This window comes from Streptomyces sp. NPDC001532 (assembly GCF_040298625.1).
Taxonomy (GTDB): Bacteria; Actinomycetota; Actinomycetes; order Streptomycetales; family Streptomycetaceae; genus Streptomyces.
Genome location: NZ_JBEPAL010000019.1, coordinates 22,275 through 46,921, shown reverse-complemented (window position 1 = coordinate 46,921; position 24,647 = coordinate 22,275). Strand labels below are relative to the sequence as shown.

Below are 24,647 nucleotides of genomic sequence, written 5' to 3'. Positions count from 1 at the left end.
ACCACCTCGGATTGGAGATTCGTATGTCGAGTAACTTCCCGGCCTTCGCCGAGTTGATCGCGCAGACCAAGCACTCCGCCGTCCACCTGGAGACGCGCGACATCTACACCCCGCAGGGCCCGGTCTTCGTGGACTGGCAGAAGGGCATCCCGATCGAGTACGACCGCCACGGCGACTGGATCGACCTGGTGCAGGACGCCACGAAGCGCGGCATCGACTGGCGACGGGCGCGGATCGTGTCCGAGCCGGTCACCGACTTCATCCAGTACGAGTGGGAGACCACCACGATCGTCAACGTCCCCGCCGGCGAGAAGGTGCGCTGGCTGCCCCGGCAGCGCGCATCGGACCTGCTGCTGCCGGGCAACGACTTCTGGGTGTTCGACGACAGCCTGCTGCGCTGGACCAACTTCCACGGCGACGGCTCATGGGGCCCGCACGAGTTCTCCGAGGACCCGAAGCTGATCCGCCAGTGCAAGGAGGCGTTCGAAGCCGTGTGGGAGCGCGCCATCGACCACGCCGACTACACGCCGCCGCGCAAGGAACAGGCCGCGGCCTGAGGCGACCACGCCCCGACGACCCGTCTCCCGTCACCGCGGCCATCGTCCCCGCGACAGGAGACGGGTCGTCCTCGTCGCAGGAGGAGAAACACCATGACGGCACACCGGACGCTCCGCCTGGACAGCGCGGACAAGGCACGGGAGCGGCCACCGGGCGCGCGCAACGACATCCACTTCACGCAGGCGCAGGTCGAACCGATCGTGACGGCGTTCAGTCCGCCGGGCGGCCGGGTGCTGGACCCGTTCTCCGGCTACGGGACGACCATCGTCGTCGCCGACCGGCTCGGTCGCGTCGGCACCGGGATCGAGCTGCAGGAACAGCGCGTCGCCTCGAGCAACGCACGGCTGCCGGCGGGGTCGCCGAGCCGGTTCATCGCAGGTGACGTGCGCGACTGGGACCGGCTCGGGCTCGGTGATTTCGACCTGTGCCTGACCAGCCCGCCGTACATGGCGCGGCACGACCACCCGGAGAATCCGCTCACCGCGTTCCGCACCATGGACGGCTCCTACGGGCGCTACCTCGCGGAGCTGGCGGACGTCTTCGGCACCATCGGCAAGCATCTGCGTCCGGGCGGCCGGATCGGAGTCTGCGTCGGCAACTTCCGCGACTCCAGCGGCAAGGTCACTCCGCTGGCCTTCGACGTCGGGCACGCGCTGTCCGCGGTGCTGGACTTCGAGGGCGAGATCTACTTCGAGTGGAGCACACCGTCGGAGAGCGTCACCGGCGACTACTGCCTGCTGTTCTCGGCTCCTGGCGAGTGATCCGGCTCAGACACCGATGATCTCGAACGGCATGGTCGGCACGTCGTCGAAGCGCTCGCCGAACCGCGTGAGCTTGGTGGTGAGGTAGCCGGCGACGTCGGCCATCGGGTTGTCCGGCGGCAGCGACGCGAGGTAGCCGGCGTGCGCGGCCAGTGCCTCGATCCCCGCGTCCATGCCGTCGGTGACGTCGACGGCGTGCTCGGACGCCGGAGAACCGCCGACGGCGATACAGCGCACACCGCTCCATGGCTGGAAGCCCTCTTCCACGAGTTCGGGAAAGACCCAGGGGTTTCCGGCGTCGCTCGCCGCGTCGAGCAGCGCTACGCCGACGTTGCGGTGGTCGGCGGAGTTCCAGTCGCCGCTGCGCCACCGCTCGTGGAAGTTGATGGTGACCAGTACCTCGGGCCGGTACTTGCGGATCGAACGCGCGATGTCACGGCGCAGCGGCAGGCCGTACTCGATGGTGCCGTCCGGGTGGTCGAAGAAGTCCACGTCCCGCACGCCGACCGCGGCCGCCGCCCGCAGTTGCTCCTCGACACGCATCGCGCCGGTGGCCTTCGGGTCCATGGTGGCGATCCCGGCCTCGCCGCGGCTCACCACGGCGTACGCGACGGACTTGCCCTGCCCGGTCCACCTGGCGACCGCGCAGGCGGGCCCGTACTCCAGGTCGTCGGGGTGCGCGACGACACACAGCGCGCGCTGCCAGTCCTCCGGCATCGGTTCGTACGGCTTGGTCATGGCGCTGCCTCTCTGGGAGTACGCGTCGGACGAGTCGGTGCGGGGCGGTGTGCCCAGGGAGCGGTCGAAAGGGCCGGGGGCCAGGGCCGCTTGCCGCCACCGGAGGTGTCCGGTGCGGATTCCTGCCGCCCGATGTCCGGATGCTCAGGCGAGCTGACGGACGAAGGTGGCCATGTCGAAGTAGAGGGTCTTGTCGACCAGCACGTCACCGTCGAAGTGGAAGAAGACGGCGATGGGGGCGTCGACGGTCTTGCCGCGGTTGGGTATGCCGCGCCAGTCCGCCTCCTGCTTGGCGCGGAACTGCGCCTCCATGATCAACGCGGTCGGCGTGTGATGGACGTGGAACAGGCCATGGTCGGCACGGGGGAAGGCCTGGTGCAGCTCGGCGAAGTAGCCCTGCTTGATGGCCTGTTCACCGACCAAGGGACCCTCCTCGAACGGTACGAGCCGGTAGACACCGCCGCGCGGGAACGTGGCGAGCACTGCGTCGATGTCCCAGATGGACTCGGCGACGGTGTTCGCCATGACGACCGCCTCGCGCTTCTTGCGCAGCTCGGCGTCGGGCTGCGGAAGATCCGCGCCGGGCAGAGTGAACTGGTGCTCCCCGGTGGTCATGGGAACTCCTTCGGGCATCGGTGGGTTCGCTTCGTGAGGCGACGCTAGGCCTCACCCCTCGCCTGTCCCTCGCGCTCTGCTGGAGCGCCGATGCCTGCGGCGCAGGTGCGCCATGACGAGGCGCCGGGGGACGGATGCCCGGCCGCGGATCACGTGCCCGTGGCCGGCGTGGCCCCGCTCAGCTCCGGCTCCGGCACCCGGGTCCGTTCCGCCCACCGGATGGCGGGGCCACTGGCGACCAGCACACTGAGGAACAGCGCGGCGATCAGCAGCCAGCCGGCGCCGCCGAGGTGGTCGGGCACGGCGGTGACCAGCGTCGGCCCCGCGATCAGGGCGAAGGCGTCACCGGTCGCGAAGACGCCCAGGTACTGTCCCTGCGCGTTCGCCGGCGCCAGTTCGTAGCGCAGCCCCCACCGGGCTGCCTCGCCCCAGATCTCACCGAAGGTGAAGAGCACCGCTGCGGCCAGGAGTACGGCGGCGGCTGCCCAGGTGGGCAGCGATCCGGTCAGCGCGGTGACGGCACAGGCGACGGCGAGGACCACCGCGGTGAACCGCTGAAGCCGCGCCGCCCCGCGTACGGTGTCCGCGTCGCGCGACATGCGCACCTGGAGGAACACCACCATCAGCGTGTTGACCAGCATGACCCATGCCGCCAGCGCCCGAGGCGCGTCGGTGTGCACCACCAGCCACAGCGGAAGTCCCACCGCCAGCGCGGTCGGCCCGATCCTGGCGATGCCGGAGATCTGCGCGACCAGCAGGTAGGGGATGTCGCGGACCGCGCCGCGCGGTCGCTCGCCGCGAGGTTCGCGCGGGACGCCCGGGACCTTGGGCAGCCGCATGTAGAGCGCGGCCACCAGCACCATGGCCACGGCATCGCCCCAGAACAGGGCGAGATAGGCGGTCCTCGAATCGGCGGCGATGACCAGGCCGGCCGCCAGCGAGGCCAACGAGAACCCGCCGTTGAACACGCTGCGCATGTACGCCGAGAGCCGGACCCTGCCCTCCCGGCCCATCACTCCCGCCACGAGTGCGCCCCGGGTCACGTTGCCGCTCTGCTCCGCCAGCCCGAGAGCCACGGCCATCACCAGATACGCGGAGAAGGACTGCACGAAGGCCGCCGAGACCAGCGCCGCCGCCTTGGCGAGCGCGAACGCCGTCGTGACTCCGCGTGGCCCGAACCGGTCGGCGAGCTGCCCGGCCGGCATCCCCAGCACCAGCGCCAGGATGCCGGCCAGCGACATGCCGATGCCCACTTGCCCCGCCGACAGTCCCACGACGTGGACGAAGTACACGGTGCCGCCGGTGATGTAGAGACCGTTCCCGAGGCTGGCCATGGCGGTGCACAGGACCAGCACCCGGCCGGGACCGGGGTCGGGCAGCAGACGGGAGAACAGGCGGGACATGGCTGGCACCTCGCTGGGTGGGGGCGGTTGACTGCGCGGCGGGCGGGCGGACATGCTTCGCGGGTTCCGGACGACCGAGACGCAACGGACAGAAAGCGGAGACGGCGTGAATCCGATCAGCCCCATCGGAGTGGTACGCGGCGGACGCCAACAGATCCACGAGGACGGATGGGGGGCGGTGGTCTCACGGATCGATCTGGACCCAGCCGTGTTCGACGAGTCGGCGACCTTCGGCCTCGACGACTACTCGCACGTCGAGGTGATCTTCGCGTTCCATCTGGCGAAGCGGACCTGCACCGCCACCCAGCACCCCAGAGGCAACACCGACTGGCCGGCGTCCGGCATCCTGGCGCAGCGCGCACCCAACCGGCCCAACCACCTCGGTGTGTCCGTATGCCCCCTTGCGGCCGTCGACGGGCTGACGCTCACCGTGCACGGCCTGGACGCCATCGACGGCACGCCGGTACTCGACGTCAAGCCGTACCTGCCGGAGTTCGCCCCGCGCGGTGAGGTGCGGCGGCCGGCCTGGACCAGTGAGCTGATGCGCAACTACTTCTGAACCGCCTGCGCCGGAAGCCGCTGACTGTGGATCCCGGGCCGCAGCGGTCGGCTCCGGCTCCGCCGGGCCGCGGCGGCTCACGACCTGGCCACCAGGTCCGTACGCGCCGCGGCGATCAGGGTGTTGGCCTCGTCCCGGGGCAGCTCCTCGTCGACCAGCAGCGCGATCGGGAGCGCCGCCACGCTGCGTACCTGAGCGGCGAGAGCGCTCCTGGTCACTCGGCCGCCCTCCGGCCGGGCCTGTACGGCGAGGAAGTCGACGCCGGGCAGCGGCCGGTCGGGGGCGCGGTCCACGACCACCCCCACAGCCCGGGTGCCGTCCGCGCCCCGCAGCACACACCGGCCGTCCCGGCACTCCAACTCGACCAGCCGGTGCTCCAGGCGCACTTGGCCCACCGTGAGCGGCACATCGACGGGCTCCGCGCCGGTGGCATGACCGGCCAGCCGGGCCACGGTGCGCGCGACGAACTCGGGGTCTCGCTCCCGCAGCCGGCTGAAGGTGTTCGCCGTCCGGCGGCTGCGCAGGGCGAACACCGTCTGGTGCCCCTCCAGCCGATCACCCCGGCACAACTGCTCGAACCACGCCGTGCTCTCCGCCGCCTCCGCCTGCGTCTGCTCGGCGACCGGCCGCCGGATGCGCTCGTACTCGGCCAGCGCATCGAGCGGGTCGTCGTGTCCGGCGACGCACCGAGCGAGGCTCAGCGCGTCGTCGATGGCCAGCGTGGTGCCCGAGCCGGTCGAGAAGTGGACCGTGTGCGCGGCGTCCCCGATCAGCACCGTCCGGCCGTCGGACCAACGGCGGTTGACGACCGTACGGAACGGCTGCCAGCCCGCTGTCCGGGCCGTCAGCGGGGCGCCGCCCAACTCGTCGCGGAACAGCGTAGCGAGCCGCAGCTCCGCCTCGCCTGGCGGCAGGTCGAGCAGACCGAGGTCGGACAGGGTGTCCGGATCGGCCTCGACGATGAAGGTGCTCGCGTCGGCCGCATGCGGATACGCGTGCACCACCAGAGGACCCGGGCCGCCCGGATCCTTGAGGAGGAAACACGGTTCGAGGACCGCGGGCGTGCTCATCCACAGATACCGGTTCCGGCCCGGTGCGACAGAGGTGCCGAACCGGTCGGCGCGCTCCCGGCGCAGCTCGCTGCCCGCCCCGTCCGCCAGCACCACCAGGTCCGCCCGCTCCGGCAGCTCGGTGACGGAACGCCTGATCAGCCGCACGTTCGCATGCCGCGCGGCCAGCGCCCGGACATGCGCGTGGAAGACCTGCCGGGAGATCCCCGAGGTGCCGAAGGCACCGGACCGGATCCGTTCGCCGCCGATCACCGTGACCGTCTCGTCCCACGAGGCGTACGCCGACTCCGGCAGCCGCAGCACCTCGGGATGGACGGCCCGAAGACGCTCGGCGAACTCGTCCGCCAGCACGATGCCGGCTCCCGGCCCCCGGTCCTGGCGGTCGTAGAGCTCGATGGCCGCATCCGGGAGCAGCCGGGCCAGCTCCAGCGCGAAGAAGGCGCCGGCCGGACCGGCACCCACCACGGCCACGGTGCGGACAGCCGTTCCGCTCATGCCGGGGTCCCGTCCCAGTGGAACCGCTCGCCGCGGGTCAGCGCGGCACCCCGGGACACCGCCGTCATCTCACCGCTCGCCACCTTCATGATGGTGAGGAACTCGGTGAAGTGCGGCTCAGGAGCGTCCAGTTGGGTGCCCGCCTCCTGCATCAGGGACAGCCAGCGCAGCCGTTGCTCACGGGAGATCAGGAAGTGCGCGTGCGCCTGGTGCATCTTCGGGTCCCAGGCCGCGGTCAGGTCGTTCTCGCCGTAGATGCGGTGGAAGTGGTCGTACAGCCGTGCGGCGTGGCGGGTCCAGTCGGGGACGGCGAAGAGCGGGGACAGCAGCTCGTCCTTCGCGACGAGCTCGTAGAAGCGGGTGGTGAGTGCCTGGAAGAACCCGGCACCGCCGATACCGGTCCAGAAGTCGGAGACCTTCCGGTCGACCTGTGCGGCGGTCATCCGCTCGGCGGACTGCAGCCCCTGTTCGGCGACGAGGAGCACCTTCCCGTCGTGCCGGGGCACCGGTGCGGCTGGATCGAGCGGCATGAGCGTACTCCTTCGGTCGGTCAGTCGAGCACAAGGCCCGCGGCGGACAACGTGCTGACGGTGCACCCACGCACCCGTTTGGCCTCGACGGTGCCGAGTCCGTAGGCGATCGTGGTGATCCCCTGCTCGGGGGCCAGCTCGGCGGGCCGGTAGAACATCGTGGCGAAGTACGTGAACGTGGCGTCGGGGTGGTCGTAGTCGGTGCCGCTCATCAGCGCGGTCCACTGGTCGCCGTCCCGCACCAGCATCGTGAAGGAGAGCAGAGCGCCCCGCTGCCGGGCCTCCACGACCCAGACGTTCTCCGGACCGAAGTGGTCACGCAGATGCCGGAACGACGCCGCCTCGCGCTCCCCATCGGGAACGCCGCCGTACTTCGTCACCAACTGCGCCCGCAGCCGTACGAGTTCGGGTTCGTCGTCGCCGATCGGGCGCTCGCTGATCTCGATGCCCCGGGCCGCGATCTCGCGCAGCTCGCGCCGTACCGCGAAGCGCCGGTTGCGCCGCAGCCCGGCTATGTAGCCGTCCAGATCGTCCCAGGTGACATCCATGTCGCAGCGGTCCACCATCGGGACCACGGCGAACCCCGCCGAGCGCAGCACGTCCAGGAACTCGGGGTAGTCGGGACGCAGGAACAGCGCTGCGACACTGCGCATCCCCTGCTCACGGCACCAGTCGAGAAGTCCTTCGAGATACGTCCGCAACACCCGCGGATCACGGGCGCCCGGACCGGTCGGCGCCGACTCGTAGTTGGTGCCCATCAGCACACAGGACGGGAACAACTCGTCGGCGGAGAGCCCTTGCCACGGGTGCGGGCCGTCGGCGACCACTCCGTCGGCGACCGAGCCGCCCGACAGCACCCGCTGCGGATCGAATCGCACATGGCCCGTCGGCGCCTCGATCACGCCTCCGACCAGCGCCACTTGGTCCCCGTCCGGGCCGGACAGCCGGAAGGTGCGAGCGCCGCCGGGAATCCTCGCCTCGGCGAGGGAGATCCAGCGCCGGCGCAGTGTGACCGGGGCTCTGCCGATCCAGTCGTCCCAGCCTTCGGGGACTTCGGTGAGCACGTGCAGCCCGGCGGTGCCCAGCGCCGGCTCGGGGCGGTGTGATGTCACCGTCACGGCAACTCCCTTCCGGTCCTGCCCGCCCGCCCGGCCCGGCGATGCACGAAGCCACCGGGCCGGACGGGCTGCGGATGGATTGTCAGGCCGCCTGAAGTTCCTGGACCCGGTCCCAGACGGACAGGTTGTCCGTGGCCCGGTCCCAGACGGACAGGTCGTCGGTCGTCCGGTCCCAGACGGCGAGGTCCTGGGTGGTGCGGTCCCAGACGGACAGGTTGTCCGTGGCCCGGTCCCAGACGGCGAGGTCGTCGGTGGTGCGGTCCCAGACGGCGAGGTCGTCCGCGGCCCGGTCCCAGACCTCGACCTGGTCCCACACCTCGATCCGGTCCCAGACCTCGATCCGGTCCCAGACAGGAGCCATGTCCCACACGCTGAATTCGTCGGCCGACTCCGCTCGGACAATACAGATGTCGCGCATACAGCACCCCTTCGGGAGATTCATGGGAGGCGATCCGCCGGACCGCCGAGACGCGGCCCTCGCCGCGCTCATGAAGGAGTCTTGCAGCCTGCTTCACGCCCTGTCTTCTCCCTAATTGCTGACCTCCGAAGGAGTATGGGGAGAGAGTCCTCGAATTCCGCTGGACAATCGCTTGAGTCCGGGTCGAGGCGCCGCGTCGGTGAGTATCTCGAGGCCGGGAACCGCGAACAGGACGGGCGGGTGCGACCAGTCCCGCGGCCGCAGCACCAGTTCCACCTCGAAGCTGACGTACGGGTCTATGTGCATGGGGCCGAGCGTGGCCGTCAGCAGCATTGTCTCCAGCGGCCGTCCCGGTAGCTCCTGTGCTGCCCGCATCATCGCGTGCACGTAGCAGATCCCGTGCGGCACCTGCTGGAGCGCAAAGGGCCCAGGGCGCTCTGTGGTGGTCCAGCTGGACGGCTGACCTTGGAGTATGGGGCCGTCGAACGAGCCGATGTAGAGGGAGGAGACGGGCCGTGCGGTAGCCCGGGCCACACCGCGCAGCCGGCGGCGCACCGGACCGCCCCGGCCGCCGGCCGGTGAACGCACGACATATTCGCCCTTGCCCCGGCTCAACTGACGGTACTGGGTGGGCGGAATTCCCACGGATTCGGTGAAGCGTCGGGTGAAACTACCCGTACTGCTGTACCCGACTTTGCAAGAAATTGCCGCGACACCGAGATCGGAGATCTGCAGCAAGCGTTTCGCCTCGCTGATGCGGACCGCACTGAGGAAACGCCCCGGAGTCACTCCGGTGAACCGGCCGAAGGCTCGCAACAGATGGAATTTACTCACCATGACCTCGCGGGCGATGTCATCCAGGCTCAGCGGTTCCGCATATCGCTCCCGGATGATCTGCACGGCCCGTTCCACCAAGTGCTCCATACGCATCTCCTGAACAGCCATGGAACAAGGCGTACCGATGGGCCAAGATTAGGGAATATGCGTGGAGGGTTGCTTGACATCGAATCGAGTAACCTCGCGCGCCCTTCGGGGCGTCAGGAAGCGGCCAGAGCGCAGGCGCCGTCAGGCCGGGCTAGTGCTGTGACCGCACAGGTTCGCCTAGTTGGTCAGGCCACCGCTCGTCGCGCATATAGGACAGTATCTGTCCCACATGCTGCCTATCGTGTGCATCTGGATGTACAGATGAGCACATGAGTCGAAGGGAATCGTCATGATCCTCGTGATCGGCGCGACCGCGCACTTCGGGCGGCAGACGGTGGAGACGCTGGCGGACGCCGGGAGGCAGGTGCGGGCTTTGTCTCGCGATCCGGAGCGGGCCGGGCTGCCGGAGGGCGTAGAGGTGGTGCGTGGGGACCTGACCGATCCGTCGACGCTGGGGCCCGCGTTGCACGGCGTGACTGAGCTTCTCCTGGTGCTGCCCTATGGCTTGGACGCGCGGCCGCTGCTGGAGCGAGCACGTCAGGCGGGGGTGCGGCAAGTAGTGTTCCTGTCCTCCGGGGCCGTCGTCGACAGCGCAGATCCGCAGCCGGACGTGATCGCCGCCTACCACGCACAGGTGGAGCGGGAGATTCGGGCGACGGGCCTTGGGTGGACGTTCCTGCGACTGTTCTTCCCGGCAATCAACACGCTTGCCTGGGCGATGCAGTTGCAGGGCGGCGATTTGGTCAGCGGCCCGTACGCGGCGGCGGCCGCCTCGGTGGTGCACGAGCGCGATGTCGCGGAGGCGGCCGCCGCGGTGCTCGGCTCCCCCGAACATGCTGGGCGCGTCTACGAGCTGACGGGCCCGCAGTCACTCACCCAGATCGAGCAGGTGGAGGTACTCGGCCTCGCCCTGGGCCGGGAGCTGCGCTTTGAGGAGGTGGCGGACCAGGCTGTGCAGCAGCAGCTCAGTCAGTTCATGGACGCCGACTTCGTGCGGGCCCTGCTCGATCTGATGGCGGCCACGGTCGGCAAGCCGGCGGCGTTGAACGACAGCATCGAGCGGTTGACCGGCCACCCGGCACGCCCCTACGCGCAGTGGGCCGAGGATCACCTTGCGGACTTCCGCTGACCTCTACGTCAGGCTGCGGTCTTGAGAGGACGTCCGCCCCAGCGGATGCCCTTCTCGCTGCGGATGCGGGCACGTTCCTTGTGCTGGGCGGCGAGCACGTCAGGGTGGCGGGCGTTGGCGTTGCGCCAGCGCAGGTAACGGTGCAGGACCCGGGTCTGCACGGTGTGGTGGGGGTGGTTGGAGTTGGCGATAGTGAACTGCCGCAGCGGTCCGAAGTGCGCCTCGATCGGGTTCGCCCATGACGCCTAGGTCGGGGTGAAGCACAGCTCGACCTTGTTCTTCTTCGCCCAGCGGCGGATGTCGGCGCCCTTGTGGGCGGACAGGTTGTCCATGATCACGTAGATCGGTGCGCCGTCGGGCCGGGCAGCGCGGATCGACTTCAGTGCGGCCAGCGTGTTCGCGGCACCTTTCTTGCGGCGGTTGACACCCCACAGGGTTTCGTCACCGACCGAGTAACAGCCGTGGAAGTAGCGCACGCCGTGGGTGCGGTGGTAGGTGGCGGGCACTCGGTCGGGGTGTCCCTGCCTGGCCCAGCCCGAGCCTGCGGTGGGCCGGATCCCGAGCGGTCCGAACTCGTCGAAGGCGAAGACCCGGTCCGGGAAGCGGTTCAGCACTTCCTCGATCCGGTCCAGTTTGGCGTCGCGTTCTGGGTCCGGGGACTCCTTCCAGGTCTTGGTGCGTTGGAAGGTGATGCTGCGGCGGGCGAGCAGGCAGCGTAATGCTTCGCGACCGATGCGGATGACCCGGCCGTGGACTTTCCGCAGGTAGGCGGCAAGTTTGCGCAGTGACCAGCGGGTGAAGGGCTGGCCGAGTTTGGCAGGTCGGGTGGTGGCCGTCTGGATGACGAAGTCCTCGTCGTCAGTGCTGAGCAGGCGGGGACGGCCTCCCGCCCATTGAGGGTCCAGGCAGGCCAGGCCGATCTCGTTGAAGCGGTGGATCACATCCCGGACGGTGTCCTCGTCGGCCTGCACCAGCTGGGCAATCACCGGCACCCGGTTTCCGCCGGCCGAGGCCAGCAGCATCATCGCGCGCCGGTATCGCAGCGAGTTCGTGCTGCCCCGGCGCACGATCTGCTGCAGCCGCTGCCCCTCCTGGTCGGTCAGTCTGCGCACACGGACAGGCTCAGCCACCGCGCCTCCAACGGTCGGATCGGACGTCACCGGACATCCAACCGCCACGACCACCAACACGGCGAACCTATGCGGCCACAGCACCAGCCTCGACGGCAAGTGCGACTGGGCGGGACGTGCGCCCTCGTGGTGTCGTGGAGCCCTGTTCCCTCGTAGTACCGATTATTGAACGTCTTCGACTTTGTGGCGGTGTGCGTTCAGCCCCCGTAGAGGCCCCACTTGCCGAGGCCGCTGTACACATGGGCTTCGAGGCATCGAGGCGCGTCAAGGCCGACGGCCTCGCCGCGGTAGACGGCGATGAGGGAGTCCTCGCCTCGCCACCACGTGTCGGTCAGGCCCTGGACTTCCGGCACGGGCTCGTAGTCGCCGAGGTCGAGAGACTCGACGTCCTCGCCCCGGATCCTGGTCACGGCCCTGGCCCAGCGTCCGGCATGGGCGGCGAGCGCCAAGGATTCCACCCATCCGTCCGTGCTGGCATGGAGAGGTGTCCAGCGGTAGGCGTCGATGCCGAACTCGCCATCGGGCCCGATCTTGAATCCGTAGGCCATGGACACCCGGCAGCTCCCGGCCGAGAACGACCAGCCTTCCGAGGCCGAGCCCTCGGGGCAGTCGGCGTGCAGGACGCGCGGGCCACCTTCGTAGAACGGGGCCGGCGGTAGCGCGAGGCCGCCCCAGCGGTCCTGGAAGGCCGATGCCCGGTCGATCTCCGCAGCGGGGATTCCGTAGTCGACCCACGTTTCGTGGTGCCGTCGGATGTCCTGCCGAGGGACACGAATGCCGTCCACCTCGACGAACCGCTGGGCTCTCTCGCTCAGGCCGGCAGGTGCGACCGGGATCGGCGACATGGAGGCGTCGGCCGTCACCGCTCCGTGCTGCCGGGGTGGAGCACGGCCGCAGCGATCTCCCGCACACGGTCCAGAGTGATTCCCGTGCGCTGTTCGACGGCGAGGGGATGGTCGGTGGGCTCGATCTCGACGTAGGGACGTTCACCGACCGGGCGGGTGTGGACGTTGGTCTTGAGGTTGAGGGTCGTGGGCGAGTAGACCGGCAGGTCGGTGGTGAGCCAGCCGAAGTACGGCCTCTCGGCCTCGCGGCCGGGGCTGTCCCACAGGTCTGCCGCCCGGGAGAAGCTCTCACGGCTGAGCGACACCCAGACGCCCCACGAGAACACCTCGTCTCCGCCGATGATCGGTATCTCGATCAGGCCCTTCACGAAGTAGTGCTGCCCGTGGATCACACACTGGTCCGACGAGAGCAGGCAGTCGTCGGCGCCGGCGAACGCCGGATCCCACACGGCCGGGGCCTCGGCCGTGTAGTTCATCGGCAGTTCGGGGTGGTGGGCTCCGCAGCATGCGCAGGTGAACCCGAGGTCGCTGGTCATGGCGTTGGAGCATAGTGAAGGGCTCTGACACCACCGCAGCCGGGAGCCACCCTGCTTCCTGCTTCCTGCCGCCCGCTCCTTGTCCTCGGTCTTGCCCTGGACAGCGGTCGCAATCGGACCGCGCAGAGGTCACACCTCGCCGAGGAACCCAGGATCGGTCGGCCCCATCTGCCGGGCGAAATCCGCGGCGACCCCGATGACCTCGCGCATCGGCACCGGCCGCCGGCTCGTCGCCGCGAGATCGGCATGGGCCTCTTCGGACCACAGGAACGGATACACGGAAATCCCCTGCGAGAAAGCCAGAGCCGCGGCTTCCTCACGCCAGCCGGGCCATCGCAACCCGTCGTAGAACGTCTCCAACCGACCCGAAAGCAGCCAGGAGACCCACCCGGAGTGACCCATGTCCATCGCTTCCCACGCAAGGGTGTCGGGAGCGAAGTACGTCATCTGCCCAGGTGCCCCGGGCCGGCCCACGGCCGCAGGGTCGCCGGCGTTCAGTGCGAAGACTCCACCGACGACGTCGTGGCCCACGACGAGACCCGCCGCGGGATGCCAGGCCGGATCGAAGTCCGCGGGGAACCGATTGACCTGGGCCAGACTCGGAAGCCCCGCCCCGGCGACCGACCGCCCTCCGCCGAACACGCGCACCCATCCGTCGTCCACGACCAGCCCGCCGGTGTTCAGCGCCAGAGCACCCAGCACCGACCGCGCCGTCACCTGCATCTGGAGCAGGCACCGGCGACCCTCCTCCACGTCGGCGGGCAGCACCTGAACGGACACGGAGCCGGCCGCAAGCATCTCCCGAAGCTCCGGCCACGCCGGATCGTCCACGTTGACCAACTCGTCGATCTCTCGCATTGGAGGATGGTCGCACGCTCTGGCACCAGGTTGCGCACGCGTCAGAAGCCGCGGAAGACACTGTCGCTGCCGACTGCAACCGTACTGGCGGGAGCGTGCCTCAACCGGCCTGACGGGCGGTGCCTCAACCGGCCTTACGGGCCAGGCGGTTCAGGGCCGCGCCCACCCGAGGGTCGGGAGGGCTGCCGGACGCGTCGACACCGAGTTCTTCGGCCAGCCTCTTGAGGTAGACGTCGACGGTGGACTCCACCAGCTCGGCATGGAACGTCACGGCGCGCCGCCCACGGCGCCAGGCCACGAACCCGGTTCCTACGGCGGCCACGGCCGCAGGCCACCAGAAGCAGCCCAGCAAGGCGTAGCAGCCGGCCCACGCCGAGCCGGCCACCGCCGCGTCGAAGCGGGCGCGCGAAGTACGGAGCTCGGTGCGGACGTCCTCGGGCAGGAGCACCCACAGCCGTGTCCAGCAGGAGGCGAGGTCGATGCCGTACTGGTGGCGCAGCCGCGTCTCGGCCGCGGCCATGCGGTCCCCGGTGAAGGTGGGCCTGCACGGCGGGGCGAGCGCGATGCCGTCGCGGCGTGCGGCGCGCTCGTCGAGGTCCCGCCGAAGCCGCTCGCCGCGCCGGTGCGCGGGCTCCGGTCCACGGAGCTGGGCGATCTCCGCCTGGATCCCCTCCCAGCGCCTGAGCCGCCGAGCGGTCAGTCGATCGGCGAGCGGACGGGCCAGGGCAGGCCAGTCTCCCGTCCAGATCCGCTCAGCACCATCGGCGCACACCCGTACGAAGCTTCCGAGCGCCACCGAGGCCAGGACGATCGCGGCGACGACGGCGAGCTGACCGATGGTGGACCAGCGCCCCGCCACCGTCGCCCAGTGCTCGAACCGCTCGAAGACAGCGGACCGGTCGAGCGCGGAGCCGTGGCCCAGCACCGCGCCGGTGGCCGCGGCCGCGAGGAAGAGCAGACCAGGAGCCGCCAGCGAGGAGAGCCATTTCTCGGCCAGCTTCTGACCGAGGCCGTCGAGGACCGGGGCCACGCTTCACGCCTCCACGACGCGCAGCGGCCGATCCCGCAGCCAGCAGCGCCCACCGGCGGGAAGCTCGCCGCCCGGCGTACGCACCACATTGAGGCTGCACCACCCGTCGGGGCAGCGGTACGACTCCCCGGCGGAGCGTGCCGTCGTCCCGAAGACCATGGCTCCGTGCTCGTCGCCGCGCACCGGCCCCGCCTCGTCGAAGACGTACGGCGGAATGTCCAGGGCCGCCACCGCCTGCCTCACGGGAGTCTCCGCCAGGACGGCGCGTATGGCGTCGTGGAGTCCGGCGAGAGTGCCCTCGGCCGTCATGTCCTCCATCAGCCAGGGCAGCGCCGAGCAGAATTCGGCGCGCATCCTGCGATCGTCGCTCATCGGCCTCTCCTCGCTGCGTGTCACTATGTGCTGCTATATGTCGTCGTGTTTCGGCTTGTGTCATATGTGTCGTACGTATCGTCATGTGCCGGTGCGTGGATCGGGCACCTTCTAGGGACCGCTGTGGACGACCGATGCCCAGAACAACGGCTCGCGGTAACGGTCGTGCTCGCGCAGCTTCCCGATCGCCCGGTGCAGGGCGTACGCGGCGTCGGGAGCGTCGGGTGCGCCGATGAGCCGGTAGACCTCGTGGGCGAGGAGCGGACCCATGCCGTCCTCCACGGTCCACAGACTGCCGATCACCTGCCGATACCCGCACAGCTGGAAGGCCGACGCGACCGAGAGGATCTCATCGGCCAGTTCCTTGCCGGGTGCGGCGCTGTGGCAGGCGGACAGGTACGCGAACTCGGCGTTCCGCAGCCGCTCGCTCGCCAGCTGACGCAGCGCCAGGTCGCCGCCGTGCAGGAGAAGCCTGCTCTGCGACGGGTCGGCCGGGTTCCGTACGCCGTGGCAGGCCAGATGGGCGTGGGTGTGCGTGCGCAGTGCGGCGAGCACCGCCTCGGGCGTGGCTTCCGCGTCGCGGAGCTCGGATCTGCGGGCGGACAGCTGTCTCGTGGCGATCAGTTCGTCGTCGAGAGCGGCAAGCGGCGGGTACGCGTTCACGGCATCGACGGCGCCTAGGGAGTCCACGGCGCCCGTGGCGTCCATGGCACCCGTGGCGTCCACGGCGCCCGTGAGGTCCACGGCACCTGTGCGGTCCACGGCATCCACGGCCACCGCGACGAGCGACATCCCGTCGGCCGGGGACGCCGGCGTCTCGCGGGCGTGCAGCAACGAGCCGAGTGTCGGGACGTACGAGGACACCACCCTGTCATGGGCGTACACCGAACCCGCCAGTCCGTTCCCCTCCAGCAGCGCCGCGTGCAGGGGCAGCAGGGAGAGGGCACCGGTCGGGCACCACCAGAGCCGGGGCAAGGGCTCGCCAGGGCCGGTGGGGCGGTCGAGGCCCAGCGCGCCGAGGACCGGGCCCACGATCTCCTCGCCCAGCCACCGCAGCGTCCGCCTCATCACCCGGTCCTGCGCGTACTTCACGCCGCTCGCGGCGCCCGGCGTCACCAGGGTGCTCACGGCCGCCCGGAAGGCATCGGCGTGGCGGTCCACGTCCTCGTGCGTGACGCCGGACAGCGGCACCACTTCCACATCCGTGCGGCCGAGACGGTGACGCAGCAGAAGGGCATGGCAGCCCAGCGGAGAGACATTGACGACGGCGACGGGCCCATGGGCCGCCGCCTTCCTCAGGCGCGCCCAGTCCGGCTGCCGGTGGAAGTCGCCGAACCCTGGAAGGGCGCGGATCTCCTCCACGAGCCTGTCGAACTCCGCGGCCGACTCCCTGCGCTGCTCCGGGCCGCGCTCGGACTGGACGAGCTCCTCGCAGACCCGCTCGAAACGACCGGCGAGTTCCGGGGAGGCGGCGATCAGGTCGCTGTGCCGGCTGCGCAGCTGGAGCCCCTGCGCCAGCAGGACACCACGTCCCTGCTCCAGCCTGATCAGTGCCTCTCGGGGCCGGCCGGCACCGATCTCCACCGCAGCCGCGATGTTGGCCAGCGAGGCCACCTCGCGCAGGCGCACTTCCTGTGACGCTCTGCCCAGCGACCGTCCCGTCAGTTTGGGCAGCAGCTCGGCGAGCGCCACCCCGAACGCGGTACGCGCCTGCTCCTGGTCCCCGAGCGTCATACAGGTCACGCCCCACTGAGCGGCGCACGCCAGCCGGGTGCGCACGTCCTGGGTGCGCGCGAGCGCCGTGGTGCGGTACTGCGCCACGGCCTCCCTCAGATCGGCTACGGCGCTGCGGCTCAGTCCGCGTGTCCGCAGCAGCTTCCCCAGCTCCCAGCGGGCCAGCTGCTGGTTGGGTCCGGTGTCCGAGGGCTCGCCCGCCACGTGTCTCAGCAAGGACTCGGCCGCATCCAGATCCGTGTCCCGCGCTGTGTGCATGCCGCGTTTCCAGCGGGCGACCGCCAACTTGATCAGCATCACAGGATGGTCGTGCTGGGCCGGGGGAGTGGCCGACACCGCGTACTCCAGGTGGCTCACCGCCTCATCGAGCTCGGCGAGATCCCCGTAGGCGTCGAAGCGTGCGGTCAGGACGGCGGCCAGATTGGTGAGCCGCTGCGCATGAGCGGGTGACGCGGCCGCTGCGGTGACGCAGGGATGGCGGACGGCGTCGGTGGCGGCCTCCAAGTGGGCGAAGTCCCTGGAAGAGGCGTACCGGTCGAGATGGGACAGGCCCAGGAACGTATAGGTGGTCGCCCGCTCGTCGTCGCCCAGTGGGCCGGTGAGGGCTTCGGTGAGCGCGGCGACCGAGCCGTCCAGGTCCGCCAGATCACCTGTCATCTCGAAGCGCATCCGTAAGGCCTGGCCCAGTTCGATCCGGCGGTGGGTGCGGTCCGGCTCGCCGGTCGCGGGCGAACGGACGGCTGATCGCAGCCGTTCGACGACCTTGTCGAGCCGGTTCAGATCCCCGTCCCGCATGTACCGGGTCCACTCGGCCGCCACACTGTCCTCGGGGACCGGAGCCGGAGGGGACTTGGCCTGCGTTCGCGTGAGGACGGCCAGCATCTCCTGTCGCGCCGGATCACCCGCCGGCAGCGCGGCGATCGCCTCACGCATGAGGTGCAGCCCGGCGGTTCTCATCCGCTGGGAATCGACACCTGCGCCGCCCAGTTCGGCCATCTCCGCCAGGGCCGTACCGGTGTTGAAGGTGATGTGCGGTTCGGACGCGCTTCCCCGCGCCTCCTCCCGTGCCCACACCTGGAACGCCGCCGCGAGGACGACTCCTTCCTGGTCCTTCGCCGGCACGCTTGCGAGGAGCAGCGCGTTGCCGACGGCGTGCGCGATCTCGTAGGGCGCCACGACCTGAGGCGGGTTCTCCGCGAAGTGATCGCGAAGCGGCTGCGGAACGATTTCGGGACGCAGCGCGTGCACGATCCCGAAGAGGAAATTGCACGCGTGGCGATTCCAGTCCTTCTCCGCCTCGGGGAGTACGTGGCGATACCGCGCGAAGTGATAGCAGGCGACGAGGTAGATCACGCAGAACACGTCATCCGCGTCGCCGGTCTCCGCAGCGGTTTCCGAAGCGCTCCCTGCGGCTGCCTGCTCGGGAGTCGACTCACGGAGTGTGCCGTGGGTCAACTCACCGAGTGTGCCGTGCAGCAACCGGGCCAGGTTGTGATGCGTACGGCGATCCAGCACGCTTTCCGGGGCGTCGTAGAGAAAGGGCGCCGCCTCGTCCGGTGTGGACATCGCCCGCAGGACGGCAGTCCGAAGCTCCGGGTGTAACTCACTCATCGATGCCCCCGACTCCCGATTCCCCTGAGCGCGCCCGGCGGTGGCGCCACGTTACGCCAGGAGACGAGGCCGACAGGGACGAACGAGAAAACCCGAAACGCCTCCTGGCGCACCCGGACCGAAAGGACCGGCTTCCTGCTCGCTCCGGTCGGACCGGACCTCCGGCCAGCTCACCGTCACCGACATCCGCCACCATCCGGACTTCCGCCGGCATCCGAGCGCACGGCGCAGGGTCGGAGAACCATGAGCGAGTCCTCCAGGGTCGCCACCATGGCGAAGCGGAACCGATCGAGCTCGAGGCAGAGCGCGACGTCATCGTGGTGGACTCCTTGACGCACACCCTCCGCCAGCTCGGCGGCGGCGCGCGACTCGGCGGCGCGCCGCAGGAACACAGCGGAATCGGTCTCGGCCTCGGTGGTCCTCCGAGCGATGTACTGAGCGCAGGCCAGGTCTTCGTCGGCCCGTCCACCATCGCCGGTGACCACGAACGTGACACTGTCGCACTCACGGCTCCGCAACAGCATTGCCGTTGCCTCCGCCACCACGAAGCCGGCGCACAGCACCAGCGACGCCTCCTGCACCGCGAGGGCACCGACCGTCCCCGCCGTGGTCTTCTGCACAACGGTCCGTCCGCCGAGGTCGTAAGACCGCAACATTCCGGGCGAGTTGACGGCGTCGAATCCGGGGGCGGGCGGACCGTCCTTGAGCGCCACCCAGTCCGGATGGCGAGCCTTGAGCGCCAGCGCCTCCTCCAGCGACTCGGCGAGCACGATCCTTTCCGCCCCTCGGGCAAAGGCCCAGGCGGCGACGGTGAAGGCGCGCATGACGTCGACCACGACCGCCACGGACGGAGTCTCGGTCAGCTCATCGATACCAAGGAAGCGGAAATGAGTGTTCATCGGGTCATGATCGCGCACTCGTCCCCTTCGGCGGCGGGCCGTTGGCGGCTCCGGTCACCGGTGCAAGTGGTCCAGGCCTCGTCCGGGCACTGGGTAGGGGCGCTCTTCGGGGAGGAGGCGTCGTGCCGCAGCCAGGTCCCCGTCCCGTACGTGGCCGTGGATCGTGTGCGCGAGTGCGGTGACGTCGGTGATGGAGACCGTCCATTCGTCCGCGTAGCGGTGTGCGGCTTCTCCTGCGAGACCGAGTTGCAGCGAGCGGCGAGGGAGCGGTTGCAGGTGGAGGTCACGTTCCGGGTCCCACTGGACCCGAGCCGGAGACCGCTTCAACTGGCGCTTCCAGGTCGCCTGGTCAGGATGCAGGCCGCGCTCGTAGTGACTCAGGCAGGCGCGTTCCAGTGCCCATTCGAAGCCTTCCCGGGTGATCTCGATGGCGAGGACGGTCTCCTGGCCCTCCTTGGTGCCCCATCCGCAGCGGTACATCATCCAGAGGAAGGAGGGCTTGATCCACGTCATCCGGTCCCGCTGCCAGGCCGCCGGGAAGCGACCGTCCCGGGCGGCGGGAAGGCCGATCTCCGGCCTGTACGCCTGGTAGACGGTGACCGTGGAAGCGGTGTGAAGGGCGCGGATCTGGTGCTTGGGTTCTGCCACGGTGACCAGCGTGAAGGCCCCGCTCGACGCGCGCCATCGAATTAGCAGCCGTCCGACATGGGTGGGAGGCGGTGTGGTGAGGGCGGTAACCGACAGGCACCCGAGGGCCGGCGCGTGAGAGGGTGCGGTTGGATCTGAGGCACCCGACAGCAGGCGCCTCAGGGGAGCAAGGGACAGCAGGGACAGCAGGGACGGCAGGGGACAGCTAAGGGGCAGCAAGCGATATATGGGACTGATCTACGGCTACGACATCTCTCTGCGCCCTGAAAATGTCGCCAGGGCATTGGCCAACTTGGCCGAGCTGGCGCCACCGGCACGCGCCGTACCACCGCTTGAGATCACCCTGCCCGGCGGTGAGCGGCTTGCCCTCCCGTTCACCTCCCAGTTCAAGAGCGAGCCGGTCGACTGCGCCACGAGCTGCAGCCTGGAGCTCGACACGTCCCTGATGTTCGACGCCGATGACGCACTGCGCGAGTACGCGCAGACGGATGGCCCTGGGCCTGTGGCGGACGGGCGCATCCAGGTCGGGTACATCTACGCGACGATCCGGTTCGAATCCCTCCTGCACTCTGGCTACGCCTCGGTGGAGTGCTGGGCGGCGACATCGAAGATGAGCCGCTTGTTCGCGCGGTCGAGCAACGCGAGAAAGGTGTTCACCGATCTCACCGCCGACAGCGGTGGGGTGTGCTGCCTTTTCGACACCGGCGACGGCTCCCCCGAGCAAGTGTGCTGGCTCAACGGTGAGCCCATGCAGGAGACGGTCTCCGGTCCGCGCTTCCCGGATCGGCAAGCACTGGTGGCGACTTGGCCCGACCGTGAGTAGCTTGTGATCGAATCCAGGCGGGTGACGACCTGGCGGAGGGGGAGTCCATGTCGGCAGCGGGCAGGTTCCGGGCGAGCGGCTGGCGAGGGCGGGAAGTCGAGATACCGCAGCCCGCTGGGGCGCAGGGGCCGGTCCCCCTGGAGTTCAGGGGTGGCCTGACCACGTCCTTCACGTTGCACGCCCTACGGCGATCGGCGACGCGCAAGGAACATGGCGGGGAACTGCTGCACACATACGGGCCCGGAGTGCGCAGAGTGCTGCTACCCGCTGGTCACAACCGGGTGGAGGTCACTCGGGTCAAGCCGAGGCCGAGTTCAGGGACGGGCTTCTCCCGCTGGCACCTACGAACCGTCGAGGCGGCTGAACTTCCCGTGCTGGCGGACGTCCTGTCAGGCAGGAACGAGGCACTTGTGTACTTCGACGCCCCCGCACGCGTGTCCTTCGCCTGGCTGGGTTCCAGCGAACACGGTGAACTGCACTTCACCTCTGCCTCCGGGGGGCCGGCCAGGAAACTCGCCCGGCACGGCGACATCCGAGGTGTGGTCGCCGTCCCGGGAGGCGGTTTCCTCGCCGTCTCCACCTGGGGCAAGTGGACGCTGGAAAGGCGATAGCCCAGCAGCGCCACCCGATCGCCAAGAGCGTCACCGTTCAGAGGGAGGCCTGGCGCACCACGCGATAGCGAAGGTAGACGATCTTGGAACGAAACATGTGGGTCTCGACGAGTTCGAGATCCACCCGGCGCTCGTGCTGGGGAAAGAACGAAATGCCACCGCCGACCAGTACCGGGTAGACCCGGACCCGGTACTCGTCGATGAGATCCAATGCCGCCGCCTCGGCGGCGAGAGTCGCGCCCCCGATCGCGATCCTGCCTTCCCCCGGCTCGGCTCGCAGCCGATCGATCTCCTCCGCCAGGCCGCCGGACAGCAGGCGGGCATTGCCCTGCACCGACGAAAGCGTCCTGGAGAACACCACCTTGGGGAGCGGCTTCCAGAGCGCGGCCCACTCCAGCATCAAGTCGTCCAGTGACGGATCCTGGTCGGCGGTCTCCCAGTACAGCATCGTCTCGTACAGCCGTCGTCCCAACAGGTGGACGCCGACATCTCGGATCTCCTCGTTGACGAAGCGAAACACCTCGTCGTCGGGCTCCGTCCAGTTGAAGCCGCCGTCCGGCCCGACGATGTAACCGTCAAGGGAGACGCCCATCGAGTAGGTCACGCTGCGCATCAGAAGTCCTCCTCGGGAACAGATCCGCCACCAAGTCTGAACGCCTGGAGGGCGACTCCACGGTGTGCCGCGCCCATCAGCATGCGGCCGGAACTCGAAAGCAGGGTGACCTGTAAGAGGAACGGCCGGGTGGCGTGTTCACCGAGCGGTGGGTTCAGCGGCTGTGACCCTCGGCCGTCACGCGATGGGGTCCACGTTCCACACCGAGGGCAGATCGCTGCCGCAGAAGACGCAGACGAAGTCGTCCGCCGACTCGTCCGCACGGCAGCGAGTCCCACACGACTGAGCTGACGCAGGACGCAGTCGCTGCCGACCACCTCCTCACCTCCTCGCCGAGCAGCCTGCGCAGCATCCGTATGCTCCCGTTCATGAGGTTCTTCCGGTCGCGTGGCCGAGGCGACGCCCAGCGAATGACGGGAACGCCTGTGGCTGAGGCCAAAGCCCTCCACGAAGCCGGGCGTTACGCCGAGGCGGAGGCCGAAGCCCGAGCCGTGGCCCGATCGCGGCCCCGCGACGACGAATACGCAGCCGTGGCGCTGAACATCGCCGCGCTCGCGACGGGCGCCCAAGGCCGCCACGCCGAGGCACTCGCCACCTACGACCAAGCGCTGCCCGCCTTCAGGAGGATATTCGGAGCCGATCACTGGCTGACCCTGAAGCTGCGCTCGGATCGCGCCCAGCAGATGGTCTCGCTCGGTCAGCACGCCGAGTGCGAGGCGGAATGCGCGGCCGTGGCCGAGGCCGCGCCGCGGTACCGGACCGGAGATGTCACTCCTGGCAGCGGCCGCCCGCAATGGACTGGTCTTCGCCCTCAACGCGCAGGGACGCCACCAGGAGGCCGAGGCACTCGCCCGCGAGGCCCTGGCCGCCTGTCGTGCAGGCGACCGGCCGTCCCTCGTCCTGCGACTCGGCCTGGCTCGCAGCCTCAACGGCCAAGCCCGCTACGAAGAGGCCCTCGCCGAGGCGCAGGGCGCCGACAAGCTCCACCGCGCGCTGCCCGAAGACCAGCGCCGCCCAGAGACGGGCGCCGTCGAGCTGGCCTCCGCTACCGCGCTGTGGGGGTTGGGCCGCGCTCCCGACGCCTGTCGCCAGGCTTCAGCCGCTCACGATGCGTGCCTGGCCTCGTTCGGCCCGGACCACCGCCGTACCGTCGAAGCCCGGGCGCTGCTCGAGCACATCGACGGCACTCGACCGTAAGCGCACCGCTCCCGCTCGGGGCGAGTCGCGCACCGTCGCCTGGCCGCACGGCTTCCGTCGACCGCGCATCCGCTGGGAACGACGCGACGGCACCCACGAAGCGACCGGCATCGGCCGACAGAGCACTCGCCACGACGGCTGACGGTCTCGGCTCTTGGCGGCGCGTTCCGTACGAAGACGGTCCACGTAGGATCCGCTCGGGGGTGATGGCATGACCATGAGTGACTACCGGTGGGGCGTGGCGATCGTGGCGGCGCTGCTGCTTGCCGGCTGTGGCGGTGGCGCGGAGAGCGACAGCGGGGACGGCAAGGCCGCGGTGCTCACGAAGGAGCAAGCACAGGAGACGTTGCCGGACGGCGAGGCCATGACGGGTTGGAAGGAGTCCGCTCGGCCCACGGCCGTCGAGATGGACAAGCTCTACCGTTCGCAGGCCTGCCCCATCAAGAACAACGCGGGTTGCGAGAGCTCCCGCTTCTACGGCGCCTCCACCTTCCGCCACGACGACAACGCGGCCACCGTCACCTTTCTCATCATCGCCTACGACAGCGAACAGGCTGCCCGGAAGGCGTACGACACTCTCTGGGACGGCTACTACGGCAAGAGGGCGGGACAGAGGGCCAAGACGTTCGAGATCGGCCCGATCGGTGACGAGCGCGACGCTCGATTCGGTTCCTCCGGCTTCCGCGGCGAGCCCGGCGCCGTCACCCAGACCCGGGTCGGCACGACGCTGCTGTGGACCGAGACGACTTCCGCGCACAAAGGCGGCATCGACGAGGACGCGGTCCGGGACCTGGCCGCGGTGCTCGCCGAGCGGGCCCAGCAGGCCCAGAACGGGGACACACCTACCGCCGCGCTCGACGGCTGACCCGGAGGCCACGCCAGGACCCGCTGCCGTGAGGGAGAATCGTGCGCATGACGACTTGAAGCGCACCGGTCGGGCGGCAACGCTGGATCAAGGTCGCGATCTGGGACACGGTCAGGGACGGTGACCGCTGGGTCTGTGCCGCCTGCGGGACCGCCGTCCGTTCCTACCAGTTCCGTCTCCATCCTCCTGAGTCCTCGATGTTCGAGCGGTGCGTCGGCTTGGCCTGGTGTTCCAGGTGCCGCATCTACTCAGGTGCGATGGTTCACATTCCCCGAGCACGTGTCCTCGTCGACGCCCTGGCCTCCCTCCCGGCGGACGACAGTGATCGACTGCGTCGCAGCGAGGTGAAACTGATCGACTACCTCGATCGCCAGGGCAGCCGGTGATCGTCCTGTGCTCGCTCAGCGGCTACGGCCAGGCGGACTTCTCCTGCGCAGGCGGGCGGAAGTCCCGTGGAGGACACCGAGTCGGCGTGCTCCTTCCGCTGGGAGAGTCCCCTCCACCCTGCCGGCGCGAGCACGGCTGCGTAGGGCTGATCGCCCTCGGGGAGTGCGCCG

At 69.6% G+C, this 24,647-nt stretch carries 26 protein-coding genes and 1 pseudogene; 9 read left to right on the top strand and 18 right to left on the bottom strand.

Annotation, left to right across the window (positions count from 1 at the left end; all coding sequences use genetic code 11):
- The first annotated feature begins 23 nt into the window (after positions 1-23).
- The gene (locus ABT232_RS19040; protein ID WP_351841278.1) at positions 24-557 is read left to right on the top strand and encodes a DUF6879 family protein; all 534 of its coding nucleotides are present in this window, start codon (positions 24-26) and stop codon (positions 555-557) included.
- Positions 558-650: 93 nt separating this feature from the next.
- Complete coding sequence (locus ABT232_RS19035) at positions 651-1,319, top strand: DNA methyltransferase (RefSeq protein ID WP_351841276.1); 669 nt, start codon at positions 651-653, stop codon at positions 1,317-1,319.
- Positions 1,320-1,325: 6 nt separating this feature from the next.
- Here the strand turns inward: ABT232_RS19035 and ABT232_RS19030 are convergent, their stop codons facing one another.
- From ABT232_RS19030 to ABT232_RS19020, 3 genes are all read right to left on the bottom strand, one after another.
- On the bottom strand, positions 1,326-2,057 hold the full coding sequence (locus ABT232_RS19030) for a PIG-L deacetylase family protein (protein WP_351841274.1): 732 nt from the start codon (positions 2,055-2,057) through the stop codon (positions 1,326-1,328).
- 144 nt (positions 2,058-2,201) lie between these two features.
- Entirely contained in the window at positions 2,202-2,672 is a 471-nt protein-coding gene (locus tag ABT232_RS19025; RefSeq protein WP_351841272.1) for a hypothetical protein, read from the bottom strand.
- 149 nt (positions 2,673-2,821) lie between these two features.
- The gene (locus ABT232_RS19020) at positions 2,822-4,075 is read right to left on the bottom strand and encodes an MFS transporter (RefSeq protein WP_351841270.1); all 1,254 of its coding nucleotides are present in this window, start codon (positions 4,073-4,075) and stop codon (positions 2,822-2,824) included.
- Positions 4,076-4,181: 106 nt separating this feature from the next.
- On the opposite strand from ABT232_RS19020, the gene ABT232_RS19015 reads away from it, so the two are divergent.
- Positions 4,182-4,634, top strand: a complete 453-nt coding sequence (locus tag ABT232_RS19015) for an SAM-dependent methyltransferase (RefSeq protein WP_351841268.1) — start codon at positions 4,182-4,184, stop codon at positions 4,632-4,634.
- 77 nt (positions 4,635-4,711) lie between these two features.
- Here the strand turns inward: ABT232_RS19015 and ABT232_RS19010 are convergent, their stop codons facing one another.
- The 5 genes from ABT232_RS19010 to ABT232_RS18990 all read right to left on the bottom strand — a co-directional run bounded on the left by ABT232_RS19010 (position 4,712) and on the right by ABT232_RS18990 (position 9,210).
- Positions 4,712-6,199: an FAD-dependent monooxygenase gene (locus ABT232_RS19010; protein ID WP_351841266.1), complete on the bottom strand. Its 1,488-nt coding sequence runs from the start codon at positions 6,197-6,199 to the stop codon at positions 4,712-4,714.
- Positions 6,196-6,729: a truncated hemoglobin gene (locus ABT232_RS19005; protein WP_351841264.1), complete on the bottom strand. Its 534-nt coding sequence runs from the start codon at positions 6,727-6,729 to the stop codon at positions 6,196-6,198. Before ABT232_RS19005 ends, ABT232_RS19010 begins: the two co-directional genes overlap by 4 nt.
- 20 nt (positions 6,730-6,749) lie before the next feature.
- Positions 6,750-7,847 carry a GNAT family N-acetyltransferase gene (locus ABT232_RS19000; RefSeq protein ID WP_351841262.1) on the bottom strand — a complete coding sequence of 366 codons (1,098 nt, stop codon included), beginning with the start codon at positions 7,845-7,847 and terminating at the stop codon, positions 6,750-6,752.
- Positions 7,848-7,929: 82 nt separating this feature from the next.
- The gene (locus tag ABT232_RS18995; RefSeq protein ID WP_351841260.1) at positions 7,930-8,208 is read right to left on the bottom strand and encodes a hypothetical protein; all 279 of its coding nucleotides are present in this window, start codon (positions 8,206-8,208) and stop codon (positions 7,930-7,932) included.
- A 168-nt stretch (positions 8,209-8,376) separates the two neighbouring features.
- Positions 8,377-9,210, bottom strand: coding sequence for a helix-turn-helix domain-containing protein (locus tag ABT232_RS18990; protein ID WP_351841258.1), 834 nt, complete (start codon positions 9,208-9,210; stop codon positions 8,377-8,379).
- A gap of 268 nt (positions 9,211-9,478) precedes the next feature.
- Here ABT232_RS18990 and ABT232_RS18985 point away from each other — a divergent pair, with 268 nt between their 5' ends.
- The gene (locus ABT232_RS18985; RefSeq protein ID WP_351841256.1) at positions 9,479-10,318 is read left to right on the top strand and encodes an NmrA family NAD(P)-binding protein; all 840 of its coding nucleotides are present in this window, start codon (positions 9,479-9,481) and stop codon (positions 10,316-10,318) included.
- 8 nt (positions 10,319-10,326) lie between these two features.
- On the opposite strand, the pseudogene ABT232_RS18980 reads toward ABT232_RS18985, so the two are convergent.
- The 9 genes and pseudogenes from ABT232_RS18980 to ABT232_RS18940 all read right to left on the bottom strand — a co-directional run bounded on the left by ABT232_RS18980 (position 10,327) and on the right by ABT232_RS18940 (position 19,981).
- Positions 10,327-11,448 (bottom strand): annotated as a pseudogene (locus tag ABT232_RS18980) (IS630 family transposase).
- A gap of 197 nt (positions 11,449-11,645) precedes the next feature.
- Entirely contained in the window at positions 11,646-12,293 is a 648-nt protein-coding gene (locus ABT232_RS18975; protein WP_351841439.1) for a hypothetical protein, read from the bottom strand.
- Between the two features lie 14 nt (positions 12,294-12,307).
- Entirely contained in the window at positions 12,308-12,769 is a 462-nt protein-coding gene (locus tag ABT232_RS18970; RefSeq protein ID WP_351841437.1) for a DUF2199 domain-containing protein, read from the bottom strand.
- 189 nt (positions 12,770-12,958) lie between these two features.
- The gene (locus tag ABT232_RS18965) at positions 12,959-13,687 is read right to left on the bottom strand and encodes a DUF2625 family protein (protein ID WP_351841254.1); all 729 of its coding nucleotides are present in this window, start codon (positions 13,685-13,687) and stop codon (positions 12,959-12,961) included.
- A gap of 124 nt (positions 13,688-13,811) precedes the next feature.
- The gene (locus ABT232_RS18960) at positions 13,812-14,717 is read right to left on the bottom strand and encodes a hypothetical protein (RefSeq protein WP_351841252.1); all 906 of its coding nucleotides are present in this window, start codon (positions 14,715-14,717) and stop codon (positions 13,812-13,814) included.
- A gap of 3 nt (positions 14,718-14,720) precedes the next feature.
- Positions 14,721-15,089: a hypothetical protein gene (locus tag ABT232_RS18955; protein WP_351841250.1), complete on the bottom strand. Its 369-nt coding sequence runs from the start codon at positions 15,087-15,089 to the stop codon at positions 14,721-14,723.
- Positions 15,090-15,200: 111 nt separating this feature from the next.
- Positions 15,201-18,176: a CHAT domain-containing protein gene (locus ABT232_RS18950; protein WP_351841247.1), complete on the bottom strand. Its 2,976-nt coding sequence runs from the start codon at positions 18,174-18,176 to the stop codon at positions 15,201-15,203.
- 434 nt (positions 18,177-18,610) lie between these two features.
- Complete coding sequence (locus ABT232_RS18945; protein WP_351841245.1) at positions 18,611-19,333, bottom strand: 2-phosphosulfolactate phosphatase; 723 nt, start codon at positions 19,331-19,333, stop codon at positions 18,611-18,613.
- A gap of 54 nt (positions 19,334-19,387) precedes the next feature.
- Positions 19,388-19,981, bottom strand: coding sequence for a DUF4291 domain-containing protein (locus ABT232_RS18940; protein WP_351841243.1), 594 nt, complete (start codon positions 19,979-19,981; stop codon positions 19,388-19,390).
- Between the two features lie 226 nt (positions 19,982-20,207).
- Here ABT232_RS18940 and ABT232_RS18935 point away from each other — a divergent pair, with 226 nt between their 5' ends.
- Positions 20,208-20,804, top strand: coding sequence for a hypothetical protein (locus ABT232_RS18935; RefSeq protein WP_351841241.1), 597 nt, complete (start codon positions 20,208-20,210; stop codon positions 20,802-20,804).
- A 410-nt stretch (positions 20,805-21,214) separates the two neighbouring features.
- Positions 21,215-21,415 (top strand): hypothetical protein, encoded by a 201-nt coding sequence (locus tag ABT232_RS18930; RefSeq protein ID WP_351841239.1) that lies wholly within the window; start codon positions 21,215-21,217, stop codon positions 21,413-21,415.
- 37 nt (positions 21,416-21,452) lie between these two features.
- Here the strand turns inward: ABT232_RS18930 and ABT232_RS18925 are convergent, their stop codons facing one another.
- Positions 21,453-22,028, bottom strand: a complete 576-nt coding sequence (locus tag ABT232_RS18925; RefSeq protein ID WP_351841237.1) for a dihydrofolate reductase family protein — start codon at positions 22,026-22,028, stop codon at positions 21,453-21,455.
- A 765-nt stretch (positions 22,029-22,793) separates the two neighbouring features.
- Between ABT232_RS18925 and ABT232_RS18920 the strand changes: the two genes are divergently transcribed.
- The 3 genes from ABT232_RS18920 to ABT232_RS18910 all read left to right on the top strand — a co-directional run bounded on the left by ABT232_RS18920 (position 22,794) and on the right by ABT232_RS18910 (position 24,476).
- A complete protein-coding gene (locus tag ABT232_RS18920) occupies positions 22,794-23,225 on the top strand; it encodes a tetratricopeptide repeat protein (protein WP_351841235.1) in 432 nt (143 codons plus the stop codon).
- 211 nt (positions 23,226-23,436) lie between these two features.
- A complete protein-coding gene (locus ABT232_RS18915; RefSeq protein WP_351841233.1) occupies positions 23,437-24,090 on the top strand; it encodes a hypothetical protein in 654 nt (217 codons plus the stop codon).
- 257 nt (positions 24,091-24,347) lie between these two features.
- On the top strand, positions 24,348-24,476 hold the full coding sequence (locus tag ABT232_RS18910) for a hypothetical protein (protein ID WP_351841231.1): 129 nt from the start codon (positions 24,348-24,350) through the stop codon (positions 24,474-24,476).
- The last annotated feature ends 171 nt before the right edge of the window (positions 24,477-24,647 follow it).